Annotated in this window: 23 protein-coding genes and 1 riboswitch; of the genes, 6 read left to right on the top strand and 17 right to left on the bottom strand. The window is 41.5% G+C overall.

The genetic code is table 11. The features are described from left to right. Positions 1–17: 17 nt before the first annotated feature. Positions 18–1,697: an AAA family ATPase gene (locus KSZ58_RS02595; protein ID WP_008816311.1), complete on the top strand. Its 1,680-nt coding sequence runs from the start codon at positions 18–20 to the stop codon at positions 1,695–1,697. Between the two features lie 55 nt (positions 1,698–1,752). Here KSZ58_RS02595 and KSZ58_RS02590 read toward each other — a convergent pair whose 3' ends face one another. The 8 genes from KSZ58_RS02590 to KSZ58_RS02555 form a co-directional block, all read right to left on the bottom strand. Next, on the bottom strand, positions 1,753–2,631 hold the full coding sequence (locus KSZ58_RS02590; protein WP_008728725.1) for a hypothetical protein: 879 nt from the start codon (positions 2,629–2,631) through the stop codon (positions 1,753–1,755). Positions 2,632–3,112: 481 nt separating this feature from the next. Then, positions 3,113–4,000 (bottom strand): class II fructose-bisphosphate aldolase, encoded by an 888-nt coding sequence (locus KSZ58_RS02585; protein WP_002606395.1) that lies wholly within the window; start codon positions 3,998–4,000, stop codon positions 3,113–3,115. 18 nt (positions 4,001–4,018) lie between these two features. Beyond that, on the bottom strand, positions 4,019–5,062 hold the full coding sequence (locus tag KSZ58_RS02580) for a zinc-binding dehydrogenase (protein WP_008816310.1): 1,044 nt from the start codon (positions 5,060–5,062) through the stop codon (positions 4,019–4,021). Further along, positions 5,055–6,215, bottom strand: coding sequence for an iron-containing alcohol dehydrogenase (locus tag KSZ58_RS02575; RefSeq protein ID WP_009269961.1), 1,161 nt, complete (start codon positions 6,213–6,215; stop codon positions 5,055–5,057). Before KSZ58_RS02575 ends, KSZ58_RS02580 begins: the two co-directional genes overlap by 8 nt. Positions 6,216–6,226: 11 nt before the next feature. After that, positions 6,227–7,063, bottom strand: a complete 837-nt coding sequence (locus tag KSZ58_RS02570) for a PTS system mannose/fructose/sorbose family transporter subunit IID (protein ID WP_008816308.1) — start codon at positions 7,061–7,063, stop codon at positions 6,227–6,229. Then, a complete protein-coding gene (locus KSZ58_RS02565) occupies positions 7,060–7,815 on the bottom strand; it encodes a PTS sugar transporter subunit IIC (RefSeq protein WP_009269962.1) in 756 nt (251 codons plus the stop codon). The genes KSZ58_RS02570 and KSZ58_RS02565 overlap by 4 nt, the downstream gene beginning before the upstream one ends. 15 nt (positions 7,816–7,830) lie before the next feature. Continuing rightward, a complete protein-coding gene (locus KSZ58_RS02560) occupies positions 7,831–8,313 on the bottom strand; it encodes a PTS sugar transporter subunit IIB (RefSeq protein ID WP_008816306.1) in 483 nt (160 codons plus the stop codon). Between the two features lie 2 nt (positions 8,314–8,315). Further along, positions 8,316–8,717, bottom strand: coding sequence for a PTS sugar transporter subunit IIA (locus tag KSZ58_RS02555; RefSeq protein ID WP_002606401.1), 402 nt, complete (start codon positions 8,715–8,717; stop codon positions 8,316–8,318). A gap of 275 nt (positions 8,718–8,992) precedes the next feature. Between KSZ58_RS02555 and KSZ58_RS02550 the strand changes: the two genes are divergently transcribed. Beyond that, positions 8,993–11,428, top strand: a complete 2,436-nt coding sequence (locus KSZ58_RS02550; protein ID WP_009269963.1) for a PRD domain-containing protein — start codon at positions 8,993–8,995, stop codon at positions 11,426–11,428. A 35-nt stretch (positions 11,429–11,463) separates the two neighbouring features. On the opposite strand, the gene KSZ58_RS22470 is transcribed toward KSZ58_RS02550, so the two are convergent. Continuing rightward, positions 11,464–11,619: a hypothetical protein gene (locus KSZ58_RS22470; RefSeq protein WP_021421064.1), complete on the bottom strand. Its 156-nt coding sequence runs from the start codon at positions 11,617–11,619 to the stop codon at positions 11,464–11,466. Between the two features lie 110 nt (positions 11,620–11,729). On the opposite strand from KSZ58_RS22470, the gene KSZ58_RS02540 reads away from it, so the two are divergent. Next, a complete protein-coding gene (locus tag KSZ58_RS02540; RefSeq protein WP_008816304.1) occupies positions 11,730–13,049 on the top strand; it encodes an ATP-binding protein in 1,320 nt (439 codons plus the stop codon). Positions 13,050–13,195: 146 nt separating this feature from the next. Here the strand turns inward: KSZ58_RS02540 and KSZ58_RS02535 are convergent, their stop codons facing one another. The 7 genes from KSZ58_RS02535 to KSZ58_RS02505 form a co-directional block, all read right to left on the bottom strand. Then, on the bottom strand, positions 13,196–14,866 hold the full coding sequence (locus KSZ58_RS02535) for a formate--tetrahydrofolate ligase (protein WP_161129363.1): 1,671 nt from the start codon (positions 14,864–14,866) through the stop codon (positions 13,196–13,198). Positions 14,867–14,917: 51 nt separating this feature from the next. Next, positions 14,918–16,150 carry a phosphoribosylamine--glycine ligase gene (gene purD, locus KSZ58_RS02530; RefSeq protein WP_009269964.1) on the bottom strand — a complete coding sequence of 411 codons (1,233 nt, stop codon included), beginning with the start codon at positions 16,148–16,150 and terminating at the stop codon, positions 14,918–14,920. A 62-nt stretch (positions 16,151–16,212) separates the two neighbouring features. Next, a riboswitch (purine riboswitch) is annotated at positions 16,213–16,312 on the bottom strand. A 56-nt stretch (positions 16,313–16,368) separates the two neighbouring features. Further along, positions 16,369–17,079: a penicillin-binding protein gene (locus KSZ58_RS02525; protein WP_217752605.1), complete on the bottom strand. Its 711-nt coding sequence runs from the start codon at positions 17,077–17,079 to the stop codon at positions 16,369–16,371. Then, complete coding sequence (locus KSZ58_RS02520; protein WP_192923756.1) at positions 17,066–17,779, bottom strand: hypothetical protein; 714 nt, start codon at positions 17,777–17,779, stop codon at positions 17,066–17,068. The genes KSZ58_RS02525 and KSZ58_RS02520 overlap by 14 nt, the downstream gene beginning before the upstream one ends. A gap of 11 nt (positions 17,780–17,790) precedes the next feature. Next, positions 17,791–18,534: a hypothetical protein gene (locus tag KSZ58_RS02515; RefSeq protein WP_022300612.1), complete on the bottom strand. Its 744-nt coding sequence runs from the start codon at positions 18,532–18,534 to the stop codon at positions 17,791–17,793. Then, a complete protein-coding gene (locus KSZ58_RS02510) occupies positions 18,531–19,226 on the bottom strand; it encodes a hypothetical protein (protein WP_217752604.1) in 696 nt (231 codons plus the stop codon). The genes KSZ58_RS02515 and KSZ58_RS02510 overlap by 4 nt, the downstream gene beginning before the upstream one ends. Before the next feature lie 12 nt (positions 19,227–19,238). Beyond that, on the bottom strand, positions 19,239–19,685 hold the full coding sequence (locus tag KSZ58_RS02505) for a LytTR family DNA-binding domain-containing protein (protein ID WP_002606416.1): 447 nt from the start codon (positions 19,683–19,685) through the stop codon (positions 19,239–19,241). A 173-nt stretch (positions 19,686–19,858) separates the two neighbouring features. On the opposite strand from KSZ58_RS02505, the gene KSZ58_RS02500 reads away from it, so the two are divergent. The 3 genes from KSZ58_RS02500 (at position 19,859) to KSZ58_RS02490 (ending at position 21,811) form a co-directional block, all read left to right on the top strand. After that, positions 19,859–20,068, top strand: a complete 210-nt coding sequence (locus tag KSZ58_RS02500) for a helix-turn-helix transcriptional regulator (RefSeq protein WP_002606417.1) — start codon at positions 19,859–19,861, stop codon at positions 20,066–20,068. Then, a complete protein-coding gene (locus tag KSZ58_RS02495) occupies positions 20,065–20,481 on the top strand; it encodes a hypothetical protein (protein WP_008816297.1) in 417 nt (138 codons plus the stop codon). Before KSZ58_RS02500 ends, KSZ58_RS02495 begins: the two co-directional genes overlap by 4 nt. A gap of 223 nt (positions 20,482–20,704) precedes the next feature. Beyond that, entirely contained in the window at positions 20,705–21,811 is a 1,107-nt protein-coding gene (locus tag KSZ58_RS02490; protein ID WP_009269969.1) for an alpha/beta hydrolase, read from the top strand. Positions 21,812–21,998: 187 nt separating this feature from the next. Here the strand turns inward: KSZ58_RS02490 and KSZ58_RS02485 are convergent, their stop codons facing one another. Continuing rightward, positions 21,999–22,190, bottom strand: coding sequence for a hypothetical protein (locus KSZ58_RS02485; RefSeq protein ID WP_002606420.1), 192 nt, complete (start codon positions 22,188–22,190; stop codon positions 21,999–22,001). Positions 22,191–22,207 lie beyond the last annotated feature (17 nt).

The following is a 22,207-nucleotide window of genomic DNA, read 5'->3' as shown; positions in this document are numbered from 1 at the left end:
GTTAAGGAGCTGATCATATGAAACGTCTGCCGATTGGAATAGAAGATTTCAAGGAACTGATTGACAAAGACTGTTATTATGTAGACAAAACATCATTCATTACAGACATTATAAATGAAAAGGTCGCATTATATACCAGACCGCGCCGTTTTGGTAAAACACTGAATATGAGTATGCTATATTATTTTTTCTCAATGAAGCAGAAGGATAATGCTTATCTTTTTAACGATATGGATATTGTCAATCATACAGACTCATTACAATACCAAAATCAGTATCCGGTCATTTTTATTACTCTGAAAGATATGAAAAAACACACGTTTGAAAATCAAAAGGCGATGTTCGCTATCCTAATCCAGGATATTGTCAGAAAAAATCAGGAGTTACTCGAAAGTGAGGAATTAAATACCTTCGATAAAGAACAGCTTATAGCATATTATCGTCGTTCACAAAGTGATGTAGATCTGCAGAATGCATTAAAGTTTCTTTGCGGTTGCTTGAAGCAGCATTATCATAAAGATGTTATTCTTTTGATTGACGAATACGATGTTCCGTTACAAAGCGCATATTTAAAAGGATATTATGATGAAATGGCAGACTTTTTAAGCGGTATGTTCAGTGCTGCCCTAAAAACAAATGATGCATTGGAAAAAGGGATTCTGACAGGCTGCCTGAGAATTGCGAAAGAGTCGATCTTCACTGGCTTAAATAATTTTAGTGTATATTCCATTTCTGAAGATCAATCCAGTACATCCTTTGGATTTACACCAAAAGAAACGATAACACTCCTTGAACACTACGATTTGAAATCCTATGAACAAACCATAAAAGAATGGTATGATGGGTATCTATTCGGAAACAAAGAGATATACAATCCATGGAGCGTACTGAAATATGTTCAAAAAATCAAGCAGGGAAACGATACACCGGAATCCTTCTGGGCAAATACGAGTGGAAATGATATTATCTATCAGTACATTCAAAAAGCAAATTCACATATGAGAGAGGATTTTGATTTATTGACATCCGGTAAGATGATTGAAAAAGCCATAAAACATGAGCTCACCTACCGTGAAATGGATAAAATACAGAACATTTACAGCTTTCTTCTATTCACGGGGTATTTGAAAGTCATAAAATGCATAGATGAAGAAAAGAGTATATACCAGCTGATGATTCCTAACAAAGAAATCAACAGAATTTATACCCTCATATTTGAAGAATGGTTTCAGGAACAAACGGAGGCACATGCTGAGAATTTCGCTGAAGCCTTGTTGAAGGAAGATATAGAAACCGCAAATAAAATAGTAAATGACCTTCTTTTTACTTCCATCAGCTATTTTGATTATGATGAGAAATTCTATCATGGCATTTTAATAGGCTTGTTATGCAATTATCGCATCATGTCTAATCAGGAGTCCGGTTTGGGAAGATTCGATATAGCGGTTGCGCCTCGTTCCTTAAGTGATCGGGGGATGATATTAGAACTAAAAACAGCTACTTCCCTTGCGGAATTAAAAAACACGGCAAAGCACGCATGTAAGCAGATAAAGGATAAACAATATATAGAAGGTATGCTGGCGGAGGGTTATGAGGATATTATCGGCTATGGCATCGCTTTTTATAAGAAATTCTGTGTTATTGAGGCTTTAAAGGATAGCACGGATACTATTGTAAACGATACGAGCATTCAATAGTTCATTATTCCAAAAGGATTGCGGACCCGCAATCCTTTTTTTATATCTAATAATTTCAAGATGCCTCTTTTCCTGCATCCTTCAGCTTTTCATGCTCCTCCTGCTCCAGTTCTTTTCTGGCAAGACGCTTAAAATCCGCATCTCTTGTTTTTCTTCTAGGAAGGAATTGTCTGGTAAAAGCACCCTTTCCACGCTTTTTCACATAAAAATAGCCAAGGATAGAAAATGTAGAGGCGCCTATAAAATTCACAAGCAAATCCTCCATAGTATCAATCAGTCCGATATCCAGATAACCGTTAAATCCCAGCTCTTTGCCATTTACCGCAACGGAATGGATCCCGTCAATCGTAATTGGTATATTGCTGTTGGTTGGATCCAGCATAACCGTTGTTATACTTTGCACGATCGTATCCTTCTGCATATCCGTTCCCATGAAGGTATCCATACCAAATTCAAAGAATTCCCATACAACACCGATTGTCATGGAAAAACAGAAAGCAACCAGTGCCATAAACACAGGGGAAAGACGAAACTGCAGACGATCATCATTATTCAAAAGATCCACAAGTGAAAAACCGATTGCCGCCGCAAGAAAGCCGTTCAGCGTATGCAGGATGGTATCCCACATGGGAATCAGAATATAGAAGGACTGGATTTCTCCGAGAATTTCTGCGGAAAAGATAAATAGCAGGATGATAATTTCCAATGCTGTCGGCAGTTCGATTTTCAGCTCTACCTGTAAAAAGCTTGGTACAATCAGTAAAATCAGTGTTAACAGGCATAAAAATACATTTTCAAAATTCCTGTTGAATATCTGAAGAATCATAACAAGAATTACAAGTGCGCGCAGGGTTAGGTATACAAGAAACGATTTCCTATGCTCCTTGATCTCCATCTTGATTGCTTTTTTCATTGTCTGGTATTTTTTCGACATAAAACACCTCCTGAATTTTATTACAATCATATAGAATTCTGAAGGAAATTTCAATAATTCTTTTTAATATATTTAAAAAACAAAAAAATAAATTAAAATCACATTTATTAAAGGGTTATAAAATATTGTTTTCATAATTTAAATTTAAATAGAAACAGTTATACTATGTAATAATTATGATTTTTAAACCAACTCAGAACCTATATTTTACTCCGAAGTTTACTAAGTTATAACTTACTAAGTTGTAACTTAGTAAACTAATATGCCTCATAAATTATCAATATAAAAAGTCTCCATATTCTTCCGCATGATAGACAGATTATAGAAACTCATCCTTGTGTGAATGTTATGTTAACTGTATAATTCGCTTCCATATCATGTAAGCATATTTTATGTGATCAATCATAGATTTCAGATAATCATAAAATATCCTGTCACAATCACCATAACAGGATATCTTATTTCTCTATTAGATTATTTGTTACTTTGCTTCATTTAGGTCCTGTTTCAATCCCGAAGAAACACATTGCTCTGCCTTCCATGCTTTATCTGCACATCCCAGAATTTTTATGAAATGCTTTGCTGTTTCCTTATATCCTTCCTGCAGCATCGGCATTAAGGCATAGATATTATTCCCCTCCATACCGACTTCCTGTATTTTATTATACGCTCCGCGGAATAAATCATTGGCTACATTCACCTTACTGATACCCAGACGGCATGCCGTTGCCAGATTCTCATCACCGGTACCGCTGCCACCATGCAGCACCAATGGCACCGGAACCTTCTCTGCCAGCTCTTTTAAAAGATCAAGACGAAGCTTTGGCTCTCCTTTATAAACACCATGTGCGGAACCGATGGCCACAGCCAGACAGTCAACGCCTGTCTCCTTCACATAACGGACTGCTTCATCTGGCTGCGTTAGGGCTGCAATACCATCAACAGCATAGTTCTCACCGACACCGACATGACCTAGCTCTGCCTCTACACCGACACCTGCAGCATGTGCAATTTTCACAAGCTCCTTCACCTGTGCGACATTTTCCTCATATGGAAGGGAGGAGCGATCGACCATGATGGTATGAAATCCGGCATGAATTCCTTTTACCGCATCCTCAAAGGTTGCACTGTGATCCAATATAAACGCTACCGGTACGCTCGCTTTGATTGCAAAATCATGCAGCATGCGGCCAAAATACTGCATATCCTTATTATGACCCCAGCCACAAAGCATAATCAGGGGGGCATTCATCTCCTCAGCCGCTTCCACGCATGCTCTCAATGAAAGCTCATCTACAGCTGATAAAGCCGGTACTCCGTAATGTCCCTCTTTTGCCTGTTGCAGGATTTCTGCCATACTTACTAACATCTTATATTCCTCCTTAAGTTAAAATGTGATAATAATACGAAATGTATCCGGACGTATTGCTGCTTCAAACGCTTCCTGTGCCTGATTGCACGGATATACTCCGGAAACCAATTTTTCTGGATCAATCAACCCTTTGCTTAACATATTGACCGCCCGCTGAAAGGAACGTACGCTTGGACTTACTGCTCCTGTAATAACCGTTTCACTGGAATGCAGCCAGTTTGGACTGATTTCAATCGGCTTATCAGGATGCTGTGAGCTGTACATGACGCATCTTCCCAAGGGTGCTGTCATCTCCACAGCCTGCTTAGCAACAGCACTGATCGGTGTTGTGTTAAAGACAGCCTCTGCACCGATACCATTCAGATTTTTTATGTAATCAACCGGATTTGTTTCCATCGGGTTGATAGTATCATCACATCCCAGCGTCTTTGCCAGAGCACGACGTTCAGCATCCGGCTCACTCATGATAACGCGTGCACCCGATAGCTTGGCACAGAGTACATGCAGCATTCCCATGATGCCTCCACCTAACACCGCTACATCATCTCCCAGTGCAATCTGTCCACGTTCAATCGAGTTCAGCACACATGCCAGCGGTTCGCTGAACACCGCTGCTGTATCAGAGAGTGATTCCGGCAGCAGGTAAGCCTGAGAGGGATCGATATTCAGATATTCTCCAAGCCCTCCTGTACCTGGTATTTCCATTTCCTTATCAAACGGCGCATTGATATCTACGCACAGATTCTCTTCACCATGACGACAGAAATAACATTTTCCGCAAACCTGAATCAAACGAGCTGTCAGCTTCCTTCCAATCGGAAACTCACGTTCACTTACCCCCTCCCCAACGGCCGCAACGCTTCCGACAATTTCATGTCCGCCAACAAACGGCAGCGGCATTTTGGACTCCCGTGTAAACACACGCTGTTCCCAGGTACATAATGCACATGCTTTGATATGCATCAGTATTTTGCCCGGCTTTACATCAGGACGCCGAACCTCTTTCACCTCAACCTTATGGTCATTTGTAATCGCTACTACCTTCATTTTCTTATTCATATGCTGTCCTCCATTCTTTTCCATCATATAATTCCTGATACATTGCTTTTAATTCAGCTGCAGAGAAGGTCTTTGGTGCACACTGCACATTGGCATCCTGCATCGCCTGCTTCACATAGGTATCAATTTTACACATATAAGCCTTACGATCAATACCTGCTTCCTGTAGGGTAACCGGCATCTCTATTTTTCGATACATCTCCCATATCCTTGCTATCAGACGCTCCTGCTTTTCCATAGAGGTCCCGCAGATTCCCAGCTGATCAGCCACTTCCTCATATAAAGGCTGCGGCAGCAGATGACACATCGTATACGGCAGGATAAGCCCCGTCATCAGTCCATGCGGCTTTCTGAAATCACCACCGGCCTGATCCATTCCGTGCGCCATACCGGTTATGGAGTTATTGATACATGCACCTGCAATCGTTGCACTCAAATGGATATCACGACGTGCATTCAAATCACCATTGCAGGAAGCCTCCAGCTGTTTTATAATCTGCACAGCGGCCTGCACACTTTGCATCCGTACCATATCCGAAGCCAGAACAGAAATACCCGCCTCCAACGCATGGGCAAGAGCATCACATCCGGAGAATGCAATGACGTGCTTAGGAAGACTTACCAACAGCTCATAATCAAGAATGGCTGTGCTTGGCATGATTTCATTGCTTAAAACCATACACTTTCTTTTCTCTGTATCCTTAATTACCGCACAGCCCGTTGTTTCAGAGCCTGTCCCACTGGTTGTAGGAATGGCAATCAGTTCCTTTTCCTTTGTGAATGATTCTACAGCATATGGTGCAAATGCCTGTTCCCAAGTGTAATCAGGGAATTCTGTAAACAGCCATAGTACCTTCGCACTATCCAGGACGGAGCCGCCTCCGATTGCCACAAATACATCCGGATCAAAGCGCTGCGCTTTTCGAATGGCCGGTTCCAGAAGCTCTGTGGTAGGCTCCTGCGGCATATTACAGAGGACTTCATAATCACAGTCCTTTAAAAGCTCATCAAACAGCTTTGTTTCAAGCTGTAATGCCTTCAAAACATTTTCATCGACAACCAAGCCGATTTTTTTATCCTTCCACCGTTGTACTTCACGAAGTGCACCATTTCCCATGATATACTTCGTTGTTTGGTATTGTTTAATCTGCATCTATTGCCTCCCTATACACTCAAAATTCCCGTTAATCCGCCAATAACACCAATAGCGATTATGACCAGCATAACCAAAACACTTGATTTTCCTGCTTTCAGCAGCTTGTAGCAGCCCAGTGTCAATAACAGCGGAAGCATACTTGGAAGAATGGCATCAAATAGCTGCTCCTGCATCGAGAAGCTTCCCTCAGCCTGCGGAATGCTGATGCCGCATTTCATTGTCACAAAATTAACAACCAATGCTCCCAGTACCATACAGCCCATAATACTCGCAGCGGATATTAAACGTTTGATAACACCATTCTCCAGCATACTGAGAATTGCATCTGAACCTTTACGATAACCCAGTAAAAATCCAAAGCGTGATATGCCGAATACAATAATCGCCATAACCAATGAGAATACAAGAGGAATGACCCAGTTACCACCTTTTGCAAAATCTACAGCGAATGCAATAAGCAGGGGGAGGATGACACCCTGTATCAAGGTATCACCAATACCCGAAAGCGGCCCCATCAGTCCGGTTTTAATTGAGGTGATTGCATCATTATCAAGTTCAGCTCCCAATGCCTTCTGTTCTTCCATCGCCAGAACCAGTCCAACAATAGATGACCCCAGACAAGGCTCACAATTAAAGAAGCTGGTATGACGCTGCATGGCTTCTATACGTAAATCCTTATTATCCTTGTAAAGCTTTCGAAAGGCCGGGGTCATGGCATGAAGGAAGCCGATTCCCATCATACGCTCATAATTGTAACAGGCCTGATTATTGAACAGCCATAGCAGCCAGGCTCTATTAACCTCTTTGCTGGTAAGCAGATTTTTCTTATCTACAGTTTCACTCATGCCGCATTACCTCCTGTACTCTCTTTTTTCTGTGTATAGACGATTGCAATACAAAGCGATATAAATCCAATCGCAATCATACTCAATCCCGAATATACAGAAATCAGGAACCCGATGAAGAAAAAGATTTTTGCCTCTCCTTTGAAAATATACATCAGCGTCAAGCCAATACCGAGAGCAGGCATCATCCCTCCGATAATCATGAGGATATTTAATACTGTCCCGCCAAGAGCATCAATAATACCCTGAATATAGCTGGCCCCGAAATAGCATGCCAGCATACATGAAACAAAGGTAAGCACAAACAGCATCAGCTGCGGCAACAATACAGAAGGAATCCAAACCTTCCCAGCCTCGCCTTTTTCTGCCAGATGATCTGCCATATGTGCAAATACTGAATCCAGTGTCAGACGTCCAAACCAAAGTAAGGTACCAATCAATCCGATTGGGACAGCAATCGCCAGAGCTGCTTCCGTATCCAGACCACCTGTAATTCCCAAAGCGGCTCCCAGGATACCAGCCAGACACATATCTCCGGGCAAAGCACCACCTGCCGATATAAACCCTACATACATCAGATTTATGGTAGCTCCTATCATAGTTCCCTGTGCGGGATCACCAAGAAACATCCCTGTCAGACAACCGCTTACCAACGGCCTGTAAACAGAATAATAACCAACCGGTCCTGCAATGATCGAGCTATTCCCCAAATAATAAATAATCCCCAGTAAAACAGCCTGCAAAATACTCATAATACTTCTCCTTTCCTATCCGCTTATCATTTTACCAACATCACTTGGCGACTCATTCGGTACCAACTGATAATACATCGGTATATGCTTATTCATGATGCGCTGCATACACTCGATTTCTTCTTCACTTGCTGATACATTGCGATTAAATTTCCTGCGGCCTGACTTTGCCCCCATTCCCCCCAGAATCACTTTATCCAGCAGAATACCTTCATCAATTAAAGCCTCAACCACCTGTGGAGTCTTTACCAAAATAATAATTCGTTCTTTATCCTCAGCCTCCTTTTTCAACTCACACACTCCGTTTTCTATATTGTATATATCAATACGAATATCGGAAGGTGCCGCTGCCTTAATGATTTTCTGTAAGAAAACATCCTTCACCAATGCTTCATCAATGATTACAATACGATTACCCTCAGTCTGCTTTACCCATGCCGTAACAACCTGCCCATGAATAAGACGGTCATCGATGCGGCATAACACAATATGTTTCATGTTTAGTCCTCCTTCAGCATTTCATTAACATGAATGAGCGTTTTCATTCCCTCTGACATTATGTGTGCTATCATCATCTTCAGCTCCATCTGCGTTCTTGAACAGAGAATCTCAAGTAAAATGGGAAGATTGATTCCTGTTAGGTGTTCAAATGTGTGATCCTTCATCAATGACGCTGTAACATTAAACGGACTTCCAGAACGCATATCTGTTAGAATCAGTATTTCACTTCCCTTCCGCGTACAGCTGATTGCCTGCAAAATAGAGTCCCTCAGATGTTCGACGCTTTCACCTAAATAGAAGCCGAATGCCTGTACGTTTTCCTGTTCCCCCATGATGAGTTCACTGCTTGCCAGCATCGCTTTTCCATATTCGCCATGTGTAACGATTATGATATCAATCATATACAGCTTCCTCCTTTTCCTTTCTGATGTCATCTTATCATCGTCCCTTTCAGGTGGTCAAAAAAGTCCCTGTTTCAACACACTCAGGAAAGCGTGTGAAGAAAAAAGAAACAGATTTACCAGCTTTTATTCCGATAACTTCCAGTGCAAGCATACACAATATGTATACATTGTAAAAAGCAGACACACTTTTAGACTTTTTTATGCGTTTTTATTCTTACTGTGTTATTATGAAGAAGAAATCAACACAAAAAAATTAAGGAGGTCGTGATTTAATGAGTAAACGCAAAGAACTGATTCTGAAAGCAATTTATGCGCACACCTTGGAATGTCTGGAGGATAAGCAGTATGATAAGCTTGGAATGGATGCCTCCTCTTTGGCGATGGATTTGCGGCTTGATCGATCAAATGTATCCAGAGATCTCAACCTCCTGCATCAGGAAGGCAGACTGATCAAGCTCAATGGCAGACCAACACTATATGTTTCACGCCAGCTTTTGATGAAGTATTTCCCCGAGCAGAACATACCCGCCGTTCTTTCCAAGGATCAGCAGCTTACCGATTTTCTGACTAAGCAGCAGCGTCAGAATGAACAAACGCAGATGAAAGAATCTCTGGATACATTGATTGGAAAAAACATCGGTGAAAGTATGTATGAGCCGATTCAAAAAGCTAAAGCAGCAATGAATTACCCATATAGCGGATTAAATACCATTATCGAGGGGCAGGAGGGAACCAACCGGAAGAGTTTTGCACAGCTCATGTTTCTGTACGGCAAACAGAATGGACGATTTTCTTCCTTTCATTCTCCGATTATTGCAGACTGCAGCCTTTTAAAAAATTATTCTGTTCATGATTTGGATTTGTATGTATTCGGAGAAATCATCGACAGCCGACTGCGCCGCGGTCTGGTGGAAAAAGCTAGGCAGGGGATGCTCATACTGCTTCATTTCGAACAGCTTCCCGATTTAATAAAGATAAAGATATGCAATGCAATAACAGAAGCGCAGTACCATCCACTCAACGCTGTCAATCGCAGATTTACATTTCAATGCCAGGTGATTATCACGACCTCCTCACCTGAATTAAAAGAGGAATCCATGATCCGCCGCTGTTTTCCAACGCTAATTTCCCTGCCTTCACTACAGCAGCGTACACTGGAAGAGACCGTTATGCTGGTTCTTAAGCAGTTTCAGGAGGAGGCTTATTTCATCAAGCGAGCCATTCGCATATCAAAGGGAATTTTGAGCTGCTTCGCAATGTCCTCCTATAAGGGAAATCTGCCGCATTTAAAAGCTGAGATACGCAGTTCATGTGCAAATGCCTATACCCGTTTGATAAAAGAAAATCCCTTATGTATCACTTTGGATTTCGCCGATATATCAAACACGGTACTATCCGATATTTATGATGTAAACGAGCGTTATCAGCAGTTGAATACGATTTTAGCTTTATTTACACATAATGATTTCTACTTTTCCACGATGAAAGAGAATGAAGAATTACAGATGCTCTATCATATCAATGAGGAATTGAATCAGAAAAAAAACATTTCTATAAACAATGCAAAGGGTGAAATTGTAAATCAGTGTCTGAATGATATGAATGCATTCATGAATGTTCACCTGAATACCATACGCTCTGTTTTATTGAAGGATATTTATGATTTATTATATCCTGTTTTACAGGATAAACCTATTTCGCGAAATGAAAACATACTTTATGGAATGTTAAGTAAGCTTTCTGAATTTATCTCAGCTTTCAAAGAAGACACGGTTCCGGCGATTACAGATGTTGGGGCGATCAGCATTGCACGAAAAAAAGATTACCTGTTATTCGACGAAATTCAAGAAGCTGTTTCTTCACGCTTTAATTATACCTTCACAAAATGGGAGCGTGATTATATTGCGACCTATGTTTATCTATCCAGTCAATGGCTGCAGGAAACGCAGGTACAGCTTCTGATTGTTACAGAAAATGGCCGCTCCAAGGAATATGCACGTTATCTGCATTCGCATGATTACGGGAACCAGATTCTATCTCTGGAGTTGGATACACAGGTATCCCATGATGCTCTCTTATCCATTCTGACAAAGCATGTACAGGAAAGTGATAAGGGGAAAGGCGTTTTGATCATTACGGATAGTAAAGATATCAAGCTGCTGGAGAAGGAACTACAGACTTTGTCAAATTGTCATGTACGCATCGTCCCAGACCTTGACCTGCCGCTATTGTTAACACTGTTAAAACGTGCAAGCAGTATCGGAGCAACCTTTGAAACCATTCTTCAAAAGGATGCCGAAAATCCGATTGCTGAAACAGAAGCCAAGGACTCTGACAGCTATGCAATGCAATTGATTCAACAAATGGATGAAACCATTTTAAGCGATTCCCTTGTCTTTCTAAATCCGCGTAAGTCTTCCCAAATACTTTATAAAACATTAAATGCCATCATAAAGCAGCTGCAGCTGCCTTATTCAGACAATCTGTTGATTAAGTTTATTTTTCACTGCTCCTTTACACTGGAGCGCTGTATAAAAAATGAGCCACTTTCTTTTCCGAAGATGAAGGCATTCATAAATCGCAATAATTATGTTTACAATATCATTGAGCGGAATTTTCATGAGGTTCAGGAGGTTTTCGATTGTACGATTCCTCCTTCTGAGTTTTCATTTATCACGGAGATATTTCTGCCCTTAACAAAAGAATAACGATTATTCCTGAGCTGTTGAACATACTTTTCAATTTACCCAAAGTCCTGATAGTTTAAAAATGAGGTTATCTGTTGAACTGTTATGATTTTAAAATATAGCGCCTCTTTCGTTGAAATTTGCACCGCCATATCAGTGACGATGATAACCTCGTTGTCTTTCTGCAAAGCGATTACCACTTCATTATGCATAATATTACTGATAAAAATATGTTAATCTGCATTTTTTTATCGATAAATATATGTGAAATATCATATTTTTATCATTACGTGATATACTATTATATGAAGGAGGAGTCCACATGAAAAGAAAAATAGAGCAGCAACTTTTAAAATGGAAACAGATGCCAAACAAAAAACCACTATTAATCAAAGGTGCTCGTCAAGTTGGAAAAACATATAGTATACGTGCATTTGGAAAAGAAAACTATAAATATATGGTAGAAATCAACTTTGAAAGAGATATTTCATATATTGAATTGTTCAATAAAACACACAATCCAATAGAGCTACTTGATTATCTCAAAATATCCTTCATGGATATACCATTTCTCAAGGATACTCTCTTATTTTTGGATGAAATTCAAGCATGTCCCGATGCTATAACTGCACTAAAATTTATGAGCGAAGTCTTTTCCTGTGATATCATCTGTTCTGGAAGTATGTTGGGTATCGCTATCGCTAAGACTACCTCGTTTCCAGTTGGTTACGTAGAAACATGGGATATGTATCCTATGAGCTTTCTTGAATTTTTGGAAGCCGTTAGCATAAATAAAGATATTTTGAATCGCATAAATCAATCTCTTGAACGGCTGGAAGCTGTACCTGAGATATTACATGATAAAATGAATGAGCTTTTTACAAAATATATGATTATCGGCGGTATGCCAGAGGTGGTCGCAACGTATGCTGAAACGAAATCCATAAAGGAATGCCTTATGATTCAAAGAAGAATTGTCAATGATTACCTTAACGATATGGCCAAATATGCCATATCCGGGGATAAGATAAAAGCTAGAGAATGCTTTCAATCCATCCCTGTTCAACTTGCGAAAGAGAATAAAAAGTTTCAATACAGCGTGGTAAAAAAAGGATACAATGCCCGCTATTACGATTCAAGTTTACAATGGCTCGAGGACAGCGGATTGATATTGAAAGTAAACCGCCTTGCTCATATTGCAGAACCTCTGGTTTCTGAAGTGGAATTATCTGTATTTAAAGTATATATGGCAGATTGCGGACTCTTTATCTCACAGTTTGATGATGGTGATATACAAAAAATAATCCGTGGTGATTTAAGTATTTACAAAGGAGCTATCTATGAAAATATAGCTGCACAGATATGTAAAAGAGCGAATAAAGCGTGCTTCTACTATGAGCCGAGCCAAAGCACAGAAATTGATTTCATCATTAAATATGAAGGAGAAATCACCCCTTTAGAGGTTAAAGCTGGCACACATACAACATCAAGGGCATTTCAGAACTTCGTAAAAAAATACCGTGTAAAGAATGCCTTTCTTTTTTCAAAGAAGAATACAGGAGTATCTATTGATGGAGTTATCAAACACCTGCCACTGTATATGCTGGAAATCATACTGGAGCAGGAACCGGATATTTTTTGACGGGCTTTTAAAATAGAATTAAATTGAAATGGTATATGCAACTAATATCATGTTAAAAAGACGGATTAAATCATCTCCGTCTTTCTTTGTAATCATTAATCATGAAACAGCGTATCTGAATCGAGATACGCTGTTTTACATTCTAATTAGAATAAACCTTCGATATGCCCCTTTTCATCGATATCCATGTTATTTGCCGCAGGCATCTTTGGAAGACCCGGCATCGTCAGTATCTTCCCCGTTAATGCAACCAGGAAACCGGCACCAAGACTCGGGCGCAGCTCACGAACCGTAATCGTAAAATCCTTCGGAGCCCCATATACCTTCGCATCATCAGACAGTGACATCTGCGTTTTCGCCATACAGATTGGCATCTTATCCCAGCCAAGGGAAGTATACAACGCAATTTGTTCCTTCGCCTCTTCTGTGAATGCAACTTCTTTTGCGCCATACACCCTTGTCGCAATTGCTGTAATTTTTTCCTCAATGCTTTGTTCCACATCATACAGCGGAGCATAGCTGTTTTCCTCTGCACAAAGCTCCACCAGCTGATTGGCTAGATCAAGCGCGCCTTCTCCGCCCTTTGCCCATACCTGAGAAAGGCTCATCGGATGCTGATGCTCTTTACACCAGTTCTGCAGTGCTTCCACCTCTGCAGGAGTATCGCTCGCAAATTCATTGATTGCTACGATATAAGGCAGTCCGAACTGCTTTACTGTATCAATGTGCTTTGCAAGATTTTCACACCCTGTCAGCATCGCCTCCACATTTTCATCCTTCAAATCCTCATATGCTACATTGCCGTGCTGCTTCAAGGCACGAATGGTTGCTACAATTACCACTGCATTTGGCTTCAGCCCACCGAAGCGACACTTGATATCCAGGAACTTTTCAGCTCCAAGATCAGCACCAAAGCCTGCCTCTGTCACCGTATAATCCGCAAGCTTCAGACATGTTCTTGTCGCAAGAATGGAATTACAGCCATGAGCGATATTGGCAAACGGACCGCCGTGAATCAGTACAGGATTATGTTCCAGTGTCTGTACCATATTCGGTTTGATGGCATCCTTCATAACCATTGCCAGAGCCCCTTCAATGCCAAGGTCCTTTACATAAATCGGCTCCTTCTTTGAATTAAATGCCACCAGCATATTGCCGAGGCGTTCCTTTAAATCCATCAAAGAAGTAGACAGACAAAGAACTGCCATCACCTCACTGGCCACCGTGATATTGAAGCCGTCCACACGTTCCACACCATTCGCCTTCGGTCCCTGTCCGATCGTAATGTGACGCAGCGTACGATCGTTCATATCCAGACAGCGTTTCCATGTGATGTTTTCTATATCGATATCCAGCTCATTTCCCTGATGAATATGATTATCCAGACATGCGGAAATCAAATTGTTTGCTGTTGTGATTGCGTGCATATCCCCGGTAAAATGCAGGTTAATATCCTCCATTGGTACAACCTGGGCATAACCGCCGCCGGCAGCTCCACCCTTCAGACCGAAAACCGGACCCAGACTTGGCTCACGAAGCGCGATCATCGTCTTTTTCCCTAGCCGGTTTAACGCATCCCCCAAACCAACAGTCGTTGTGGATTTTCCTTCCCCGGCCTTTGTCGGATTGATTGCGGTCACCAGAATCAGCTTACCGTCTTCCTTGCCTTCATTTCTATGCAGCAAATCGAGAGATACCTTTGCCTTATAGTTACCATAGTATTCCAGGTCCTCTTCACCCACACCGATTTTTGCAGCAATATCACGAATATGCTCCATTTTACATTCCTGCGCAATTTCTAAGTCTGTTTTAAACATAGCTTCCTCCTTGTATATTTCTCTTATTCACTATAGACAAAACCTAATGTATTACATATCCTTCTTTCCGATATCATTTCTGTAAAAGAGCTTATCACAGTGAATTCTATGTACATCCGCATATGCTTTTTCATATGCTTCCTCCAGTGTATCCGCTGCAGCGCACACGCACAGAACACGACCGCCGTCCGTTACCAGACTGCCTTCCTTTTCTGCCGTCCCCATGTGAAATACCATGGAATTCACATTCTCCAAATTTTCAATCACAGCGCCCTTTGTACTGGAAGCAGGATAACCCTCACTGGCCATAACAACACCAAGCGTAACCCTGTCGTCCCATTCCAGCTCTGTCTTGGAATGGTTCATCATATTTTCAATCACGTCGCAGAAATCCGTTTTCAGCCTCGGCAGGATAACCTCTGCCTCCGGGTCACCAAAGCGTGCATTGAATTCGATTGTTTTAACACCATGCTTTGTCAGCATCAGCCCGCCGTACAGAAATCCGGTAAACGGATGCCCTTCCTTCACCATTGCCTTCGCCATCGGTATCATAACTGCATTCATCGTTTCCTCAATAATATCCGGTGTTATCTTCTTAACAGGAGAGTAGACACCCATACCACCGGTATTTGGACCTTTATCACCGTCATACGCCGCCTTGTGATCCTGTGCAACCTCCATCGGAAGAACCAGATCATCACATACAAAGCAAATCAAGGAGAATTCAAAGCCCTCCAGGCATTCCTCGATAACAACACGGTTTCCCGGAACACTGAACGCGATTTCGATTGCATCCAATGCTTCCTTTAATTCATAAGCAACCGTAACACCCTTTCCTGCCTTCAAGCCGTCTTCCTTTATTACAATCGGCACGCCCTGATGCTCCACATAGCCGATTGCATCCGCTTTATTGTCAAAGGTCTGGTAGCTTGCTGTCGGGATACCATACTTCGCCATGATTTTCTTCGCAAAGTCCTTACTGGACTCCACCTGTGCCGCATCCTTTGTCGGTCCGAATATCTTTAGTCCCTCTGCCTGAAACGCATCAACGATTCCCAGTGACAGCGTTGCCTCCGGTCCGACTATCGTTAAATCTATTTCCTGTTCCTTTGCAAATGCGGTTAAGCCCTTTACATCACTGTCCGCAATATTGACACACTCCGCAAGCTCTGCCATTCCGGGATTTCCCGGAGCTGCATAAATCTTCTTTACCCGGCCGCTTCTGCTTACCGCATGAGCCAGTGCATGCTCTCTTCCGCCTTTACCGATTACCAATACTTTCATCAAACAATCGCTCCTTCCGAAACATAAAAAGCATGAAAAGTCACAGTAAACCTTCCATGCATTGAGCCAAAAAGTTTACTTGTAGTTCGCCAATTTACGGTCGGCGAGTAGAGACGAATCATCCAATCATGTTTCTATACAAGTAATATTTCCACTCTTATTTTACTTTATTTTGTACAACATTACAATTCCATTTCAGGAAAGTTTCGGGAAAGCACTCAATCTATAATCACATGATAGTCTATTCCGAATTCTTTATGAATCGCCAGCACCTGTTCCCCATAATAAATTTCCTTTTTTCCATCCTTTTCAAACGTATATTTCAGATTGGTATAAATATAATCATATGCTGAGAAATCCTGATACGGTATTCGAATCCGATAGCTTTTCTCATCCTCGCTAATTTCCACTGCCTTGACTTTCAGATCCCGATTAACAGGCTCCACCGTTTTCAGACGACCATATGCGTTCTTTCGTATACGGATATTTATCACTTGTTCCTCCGTGTTTCCGAAAAACTCAGACTCCTGCAATGCTTTTCCCTTCACATATCGGATATCATACCGTCCCAGATCAGCCGTCCTTTCTTCCCCGTTTTCTGTATACTGGAGTGTTTGAAAACGGACACGACTTCCCTGCTTCATAGGCACATAGACGGTTAACGGGGCAGCTTCACAAAACCATACAGCAGGATCCATCGGCTGCTTCATATCAAAATCTATCAGCTGCGGCTCTGTGACAGTATTACGCGAAGGCTTACCCTCTTCGAGCATAATACTCTCCACCTCATACAATGAGGTCTTGCTATATTCTACACTGTTGTGTAAAAATTCAGCCGTTGAAGCTGCAGGCTGGAAAGCATACCATAAAAGAAGAAACACCACCACTAACAGAGGCAGAAGCAGAAGTATTTTTTTATTTACTTTCATTTTGTATCCCTCCATTTTCTACAGTAAAGCGAATCTCTTCATGTATCGGATTTTTATTTTCTTCTTCCGTTATATTCCGCAGCTCCAGCTTCAACTCGGAAGCATCACAGGATTCCTGCATAGTTCCTCGGACCATGACATATAGTTTTTTATCTTTGGGGTTCATTATCATATTCGTTGCATATGTACCACCGAAAATATCCTGCAGCTCTATATAGTAATACTCCTTTAAATCTGTTGCGGCACGTTCATAGCTGATGATATAAACGTAGTCCTTTTTATTCTTTATCACATACTGCATCCGGATTCCATGCTTAAGCTCCTGTTCATGATATGAAACTGATTCCCTACTTTTCAATGCTTCCATGTGTTTCAGCTCTTCTGTAATCGTTTGTTCATCGGCATTTAGGTCAAGATAGCTTTCCGTCGTGAAACAGCTCCTTTGTTTCGTGTCATCTGGCTGTGTGTTCCATGCGAAAACAAGCAAGCTACAGGCTGCAGCCAATATTGCGTAAGCAAATAATACGGTTTTCGGGGAAGGCAGTTTTCTTACAGCTTTATCGAGCAGTGCAGCATTCAGATTTTTATCATAGTGATATCGATACGCAATATAAAGAAGAGCTCCGCCTAGGACGAGCAGAACCAGAACCCATGGCCATTGCGTAAGGGAGGCTGTAGCTTTCTGTGCAATCGTATCCATTCTGTTTACAGTCACACAGCAAGGCGCTGAAAGCCTCTGCCCGCGGTTTGATTTCCATTCCTATAAAGCTCAACAACACCTCGTCCATACCGTTGTATCCTTCTGCCGCTTTTTTCAAAGGTATAACAGAAATTTGTAGCTGTCATATCATATTCCTTTGGCAGCTCATAGCGAAGTATAACTCTTGTGTCTGTATCAAAATCGCCATATGTATTTCTCTGTATTTCAATTTTTATAGGAGCATCCGGATTCACAGCTTCAACGTGGATCAGTCTCCCTGCTGCCTTCGTATTTACATCAATATACAGCTCTTTTTCCTCAGAATCCCAGTTCTTTGAAATGGAGGCTTCTTCAAAAACCTCTCCGCTTTTTTCTATTTCATATATACCGATATCCGCCGTTTTCTCCTCCTGATCCTTTTGATAGGTGATTTTGGAAAAGCTTACCTTCATATCTTTAAACATGGGAAGCTGAATTCCATAAGCATAGAAATCCTCATCCTCCATAGGTGCTTCCTCATCAATCACATAACGAGGATCAACCACAGCGTCTGCCTTGTAATCTGCGATTCTCGTTATCCTGACACCTTCACCGCCTTCTTTTTTAAACCGTACTATAAGACTTTCCTCCATGTCCTCTCCCGGAAAATGAAATCGAATACTTGATTTCAGAAATGTCGCTTCCTTCTGTACAGGTGCACACCCTCCTATACAGCAGAGAATAAGCAGCCCTGCAATTCCTGTTAATTTTTTCATCGATGGATACCTCCCTTTTCAATCGTGTAGCTGTCATAATAATCGACACGATTCTTATTTTTCCCCCGGGTATAATTGTATATGTGAATGCTGCGCTTCTGTGCTGAGCAAGAATCCTTGATCGTTCCTGTGGTCATGGATATGATTTTCCGCGAATCCGCCTTGATTTCCCCACAGGTCCAGCCGCTGTCCGTACGGTTACGGATTATTATCTGTTCATCCTTTTGCGGTTCTCTCAGCAGATCATACGTAATGACATATACATATTCCTTGCGATCATTTACTGCATAGGTTACAGTTACATGCTTATTCGGCTTTTCCTTCTGCATGCTGAGGGATTTGCTGCCTTTTTTTACAGCCTCAAGCCGTTCCTTAACCATCGCTTCATCCACTCCTGCATACTGCACCGTATCATACATATCACATGTCGTTTCACTTTGCTCTGCTTCACGCAGATAATAATAGCCCATATACCAGGATAGCGTCAGGATCGAGAGAATCCCCCAAATGCATACCACTGTCCGGACTGTTAATAAATGAATCTGCTTTTCCGGTGTTTTTAAATGTTGATTGACCCGCAGCTCATAGTAATGCTTATAAAGGACATAAACCACCAGACCTGCCAGTAAAAGAAGTAGAATAAGCAGAAGCAAACCGGTGGATGATTGACTGTCAAACAAAGTCTGTAGCATATGCATCCCTCCTTAAAATCCCATTTCTTCCTTGAACCGGTAATAATAGCTTCTGGATACCTCGATTTGATCCTCGTTTGTGAGAATAAGCGTAAATTTTGAATTTAAGCTGCTTCGGATTCGCCGTATATCCTTTTTATTTACAATGAACGCCTTATGAACTCTCAGAAATCCTTTTTCATACAAATTGGCCTCCAGCTGATACATTGTTTCTTTAACACGGTACCTGCCGTCCATGGTATGTATCCATATTTCCTGGGAAATGCTTTCTATATAGATGATATCTTCAACAGCGAGACGCATGTATTCCTCATGATCCCTGACAAGCAGATAGCGGTAATCATAATTTGCCTCGTACAATACATAATCGGCATCCTCACAAACAGTAACCTGCCCCTTTTGAAGATCATCCAACAGCTGTTCTTTCATCTCTTTTCTGCATAATAGCTTAAGTTTCATACTTTCACCCTTTTCACCTATAGTTTATCGGAATTCAGAGGAAACACAAGCAGTATGATATAAGATACAAATATAGGCAGTAACATGCACAGGAAAAGCAAATATATGTAAAGCACGCTTCACATTTTTATCATCCGGTGGTATACTAAAGATGTAAAGGAGGCTTTACATTCATGAGGAATCGAATACGAAAGCTTCGGCAGGAATTACAAATGACGCAGGAGGAGCTGGCACAGCGGTGCAGAGTCAGCCGGCAGACGATCATCTCACTGGAGAAGGGGAAATACGATCCCTCCATTCACCTTGCACACCGCATAGCAACAATTTTTCAACATCATATCGAGGATGTATTTCTTTTTACGGAAGGAGCGGATGAGTCATGAAAGAACAGAATATTATAAGGATGAAATGCATTACGATTCTACTGTTTATCATACTGTCAGTTGTGCTGATTGTTGTCGGCTTTTCGCAGGAATATCGCAGTTCCTCCCTTTTCAGTGGAGGTGTCGGCGGCCTCATCGTTTCCCTGTATATGCTGAAAACGATATGGTCAGCCAAAGCATCACAAAGGAAACGTGAGCAATTGATTATTGATGAAACAGATGAACGCAATCTGCTAATTCAGAAAAACAGCAGAGCGCAGGCATTCAACGTATCTCTTATCGCAACTCTGGCAGCCTCTGTTCTTGCATCCTTATATCATGAAGAAGCCATCAACAGCTGCTTTAACATTCTCCTGGGCATTCAGCTGTTTGCCTATTTACTGATCTGGATGTATTACAAAAGAAGGCTGTAGCTTTCCATATCATAGACCTGCCGGATGAAGCCGATTATAGGGATGCATGCGCAATCATCAAAAGCTTACCACGTACGATCCGGTTCCTGCAGGGCTGCTTTAAAAATACTGCCTGTGCATAAGCTCATTGGCTGCTTGTATACAGGCAGCTTTGCCAGACTTCGCAATACATTATATTCACCAAAGAAGATGGTATTGTAATATCGTAAAGGAGATGCTGTTTATGCAGCTTGTATGGATTCTGCTCATTGCGGCAGCTATTACAGTTATCGAGATTCTTATCTATCATTACCGTTTGCCAAGGTTTTTTCTGTTCATTTTTCCACTCATCAATATTTGTCTGGAAATATGCATTGTCTTTTACATTCTGCGTCAGCAGGCACTGGTTACGAGCTATTATCCGCTATGGATACGAATCGGTATTTATCTTCTGCCGCTTCTGTTATCCCTGTTTATCATGACCGGCTTCCTCGTACGCAGATATGTAAAGCTGGAATATACAAAACCATTTCGCCATATCGTCTGCCGTCTGTTTGCATTTCTTCTGATCAGTATGCTTTTCATCTTTCTCACAACCATTTATTTTGCACAGGAATATGTTATCTTTTATCCAAATGCAAGTCCTCAGGATCGGGATATGCTCATGGCGGATAAAGCCTATGAACGTATCAGCATAGATTCGCAATATACCGGATGGCTGAGAAAAGCAGAGAATGCGGATAGCATCATAGTGTATTTTGGAGGAAATGCACAGAATACCAGTGCCTTATGCAGAGAATATGATGAAAGCGGAATTTTCTCTTATATGAAGAATTCACACTTTCTCAGTATTGATTATCCTTCCTACGGAGACAGCAAGGGTTCCCTGTCACAGGAAGAGCTATTTAAGATGGCGGATGCAGTCCTGCATTATGCCCGTCACAGATATCCAAATAAAAAGCTGTATATCGTCGGCTACAGTATCGGTACAGGAATGGCAAGCTATGCAGCTTCCAAATCAACACCGGATGCACTCATTCTTCTCTCTCCATACAATAACGGGAGAGATTTATTCAATTCCTATTTCCCTGTTTTCTATGGTCCCCTGCAGCATCTGATTCGTTACCCGCTAACAAGTGACAGGTATGTCGGTGCACTAACCTGCCCTGCTCTGGTCATATTGAGCAATCAGGATACCATCGTTTCTCCCAGCCTCTCAAGGCGTCTGATTGAATGCTTCACAACGCCGGTTAAGACGATTCAATTTGATACATTGGATCATGGTGATATCGCAATGAGTAAAGAGGTATGGAAAACCATAATACGCTTTCTACATGAGCTTCCTGAATAGATTTTAATCATATATTTACTTAACCGACAGCCATGAATCTATCTGTACCATGAATCGATATGAAAAAAGCTCTGTATACCTGACCTTATACAGAGTTTTATCTATGTACTGCATTCCGCAAAGAGCCTAGGCAGCTGCATCCGAATGGCCTGTTTTATATAGGAATACCGTTGAAGATAATCGATTTTCAGCAGCGTGCTGAATATGGATTTATCCTTACAGCTGTAGACAGGCGGTATCTGCGCTCACATGACACCAGGAACACATACAGCATCAATATATTCATATCAACCGTATGCTGTGAGAACAGCTGATTGCACTGCTTCTGTGTATCCACGGCAAGGCTTTGAATCTGCGCATGGATACCGTTGATGACCATACTTTATGAAACCTCAT

Source organism: Erysipelatoclostridium sp. DFI.2.3 (genome assembly GCF_019132535.1).
GTDB classification, from domain to species: Bacteria; Bacillota_I; Bacilli_A; order Erysipelotrichales; family Erysipelotrichaceae; genus Clostridium_AQ; species Clostridium_AQ innocuum.
This window is presented reverse-complemented; position numbering and strand designations above follow the sequence as displayed.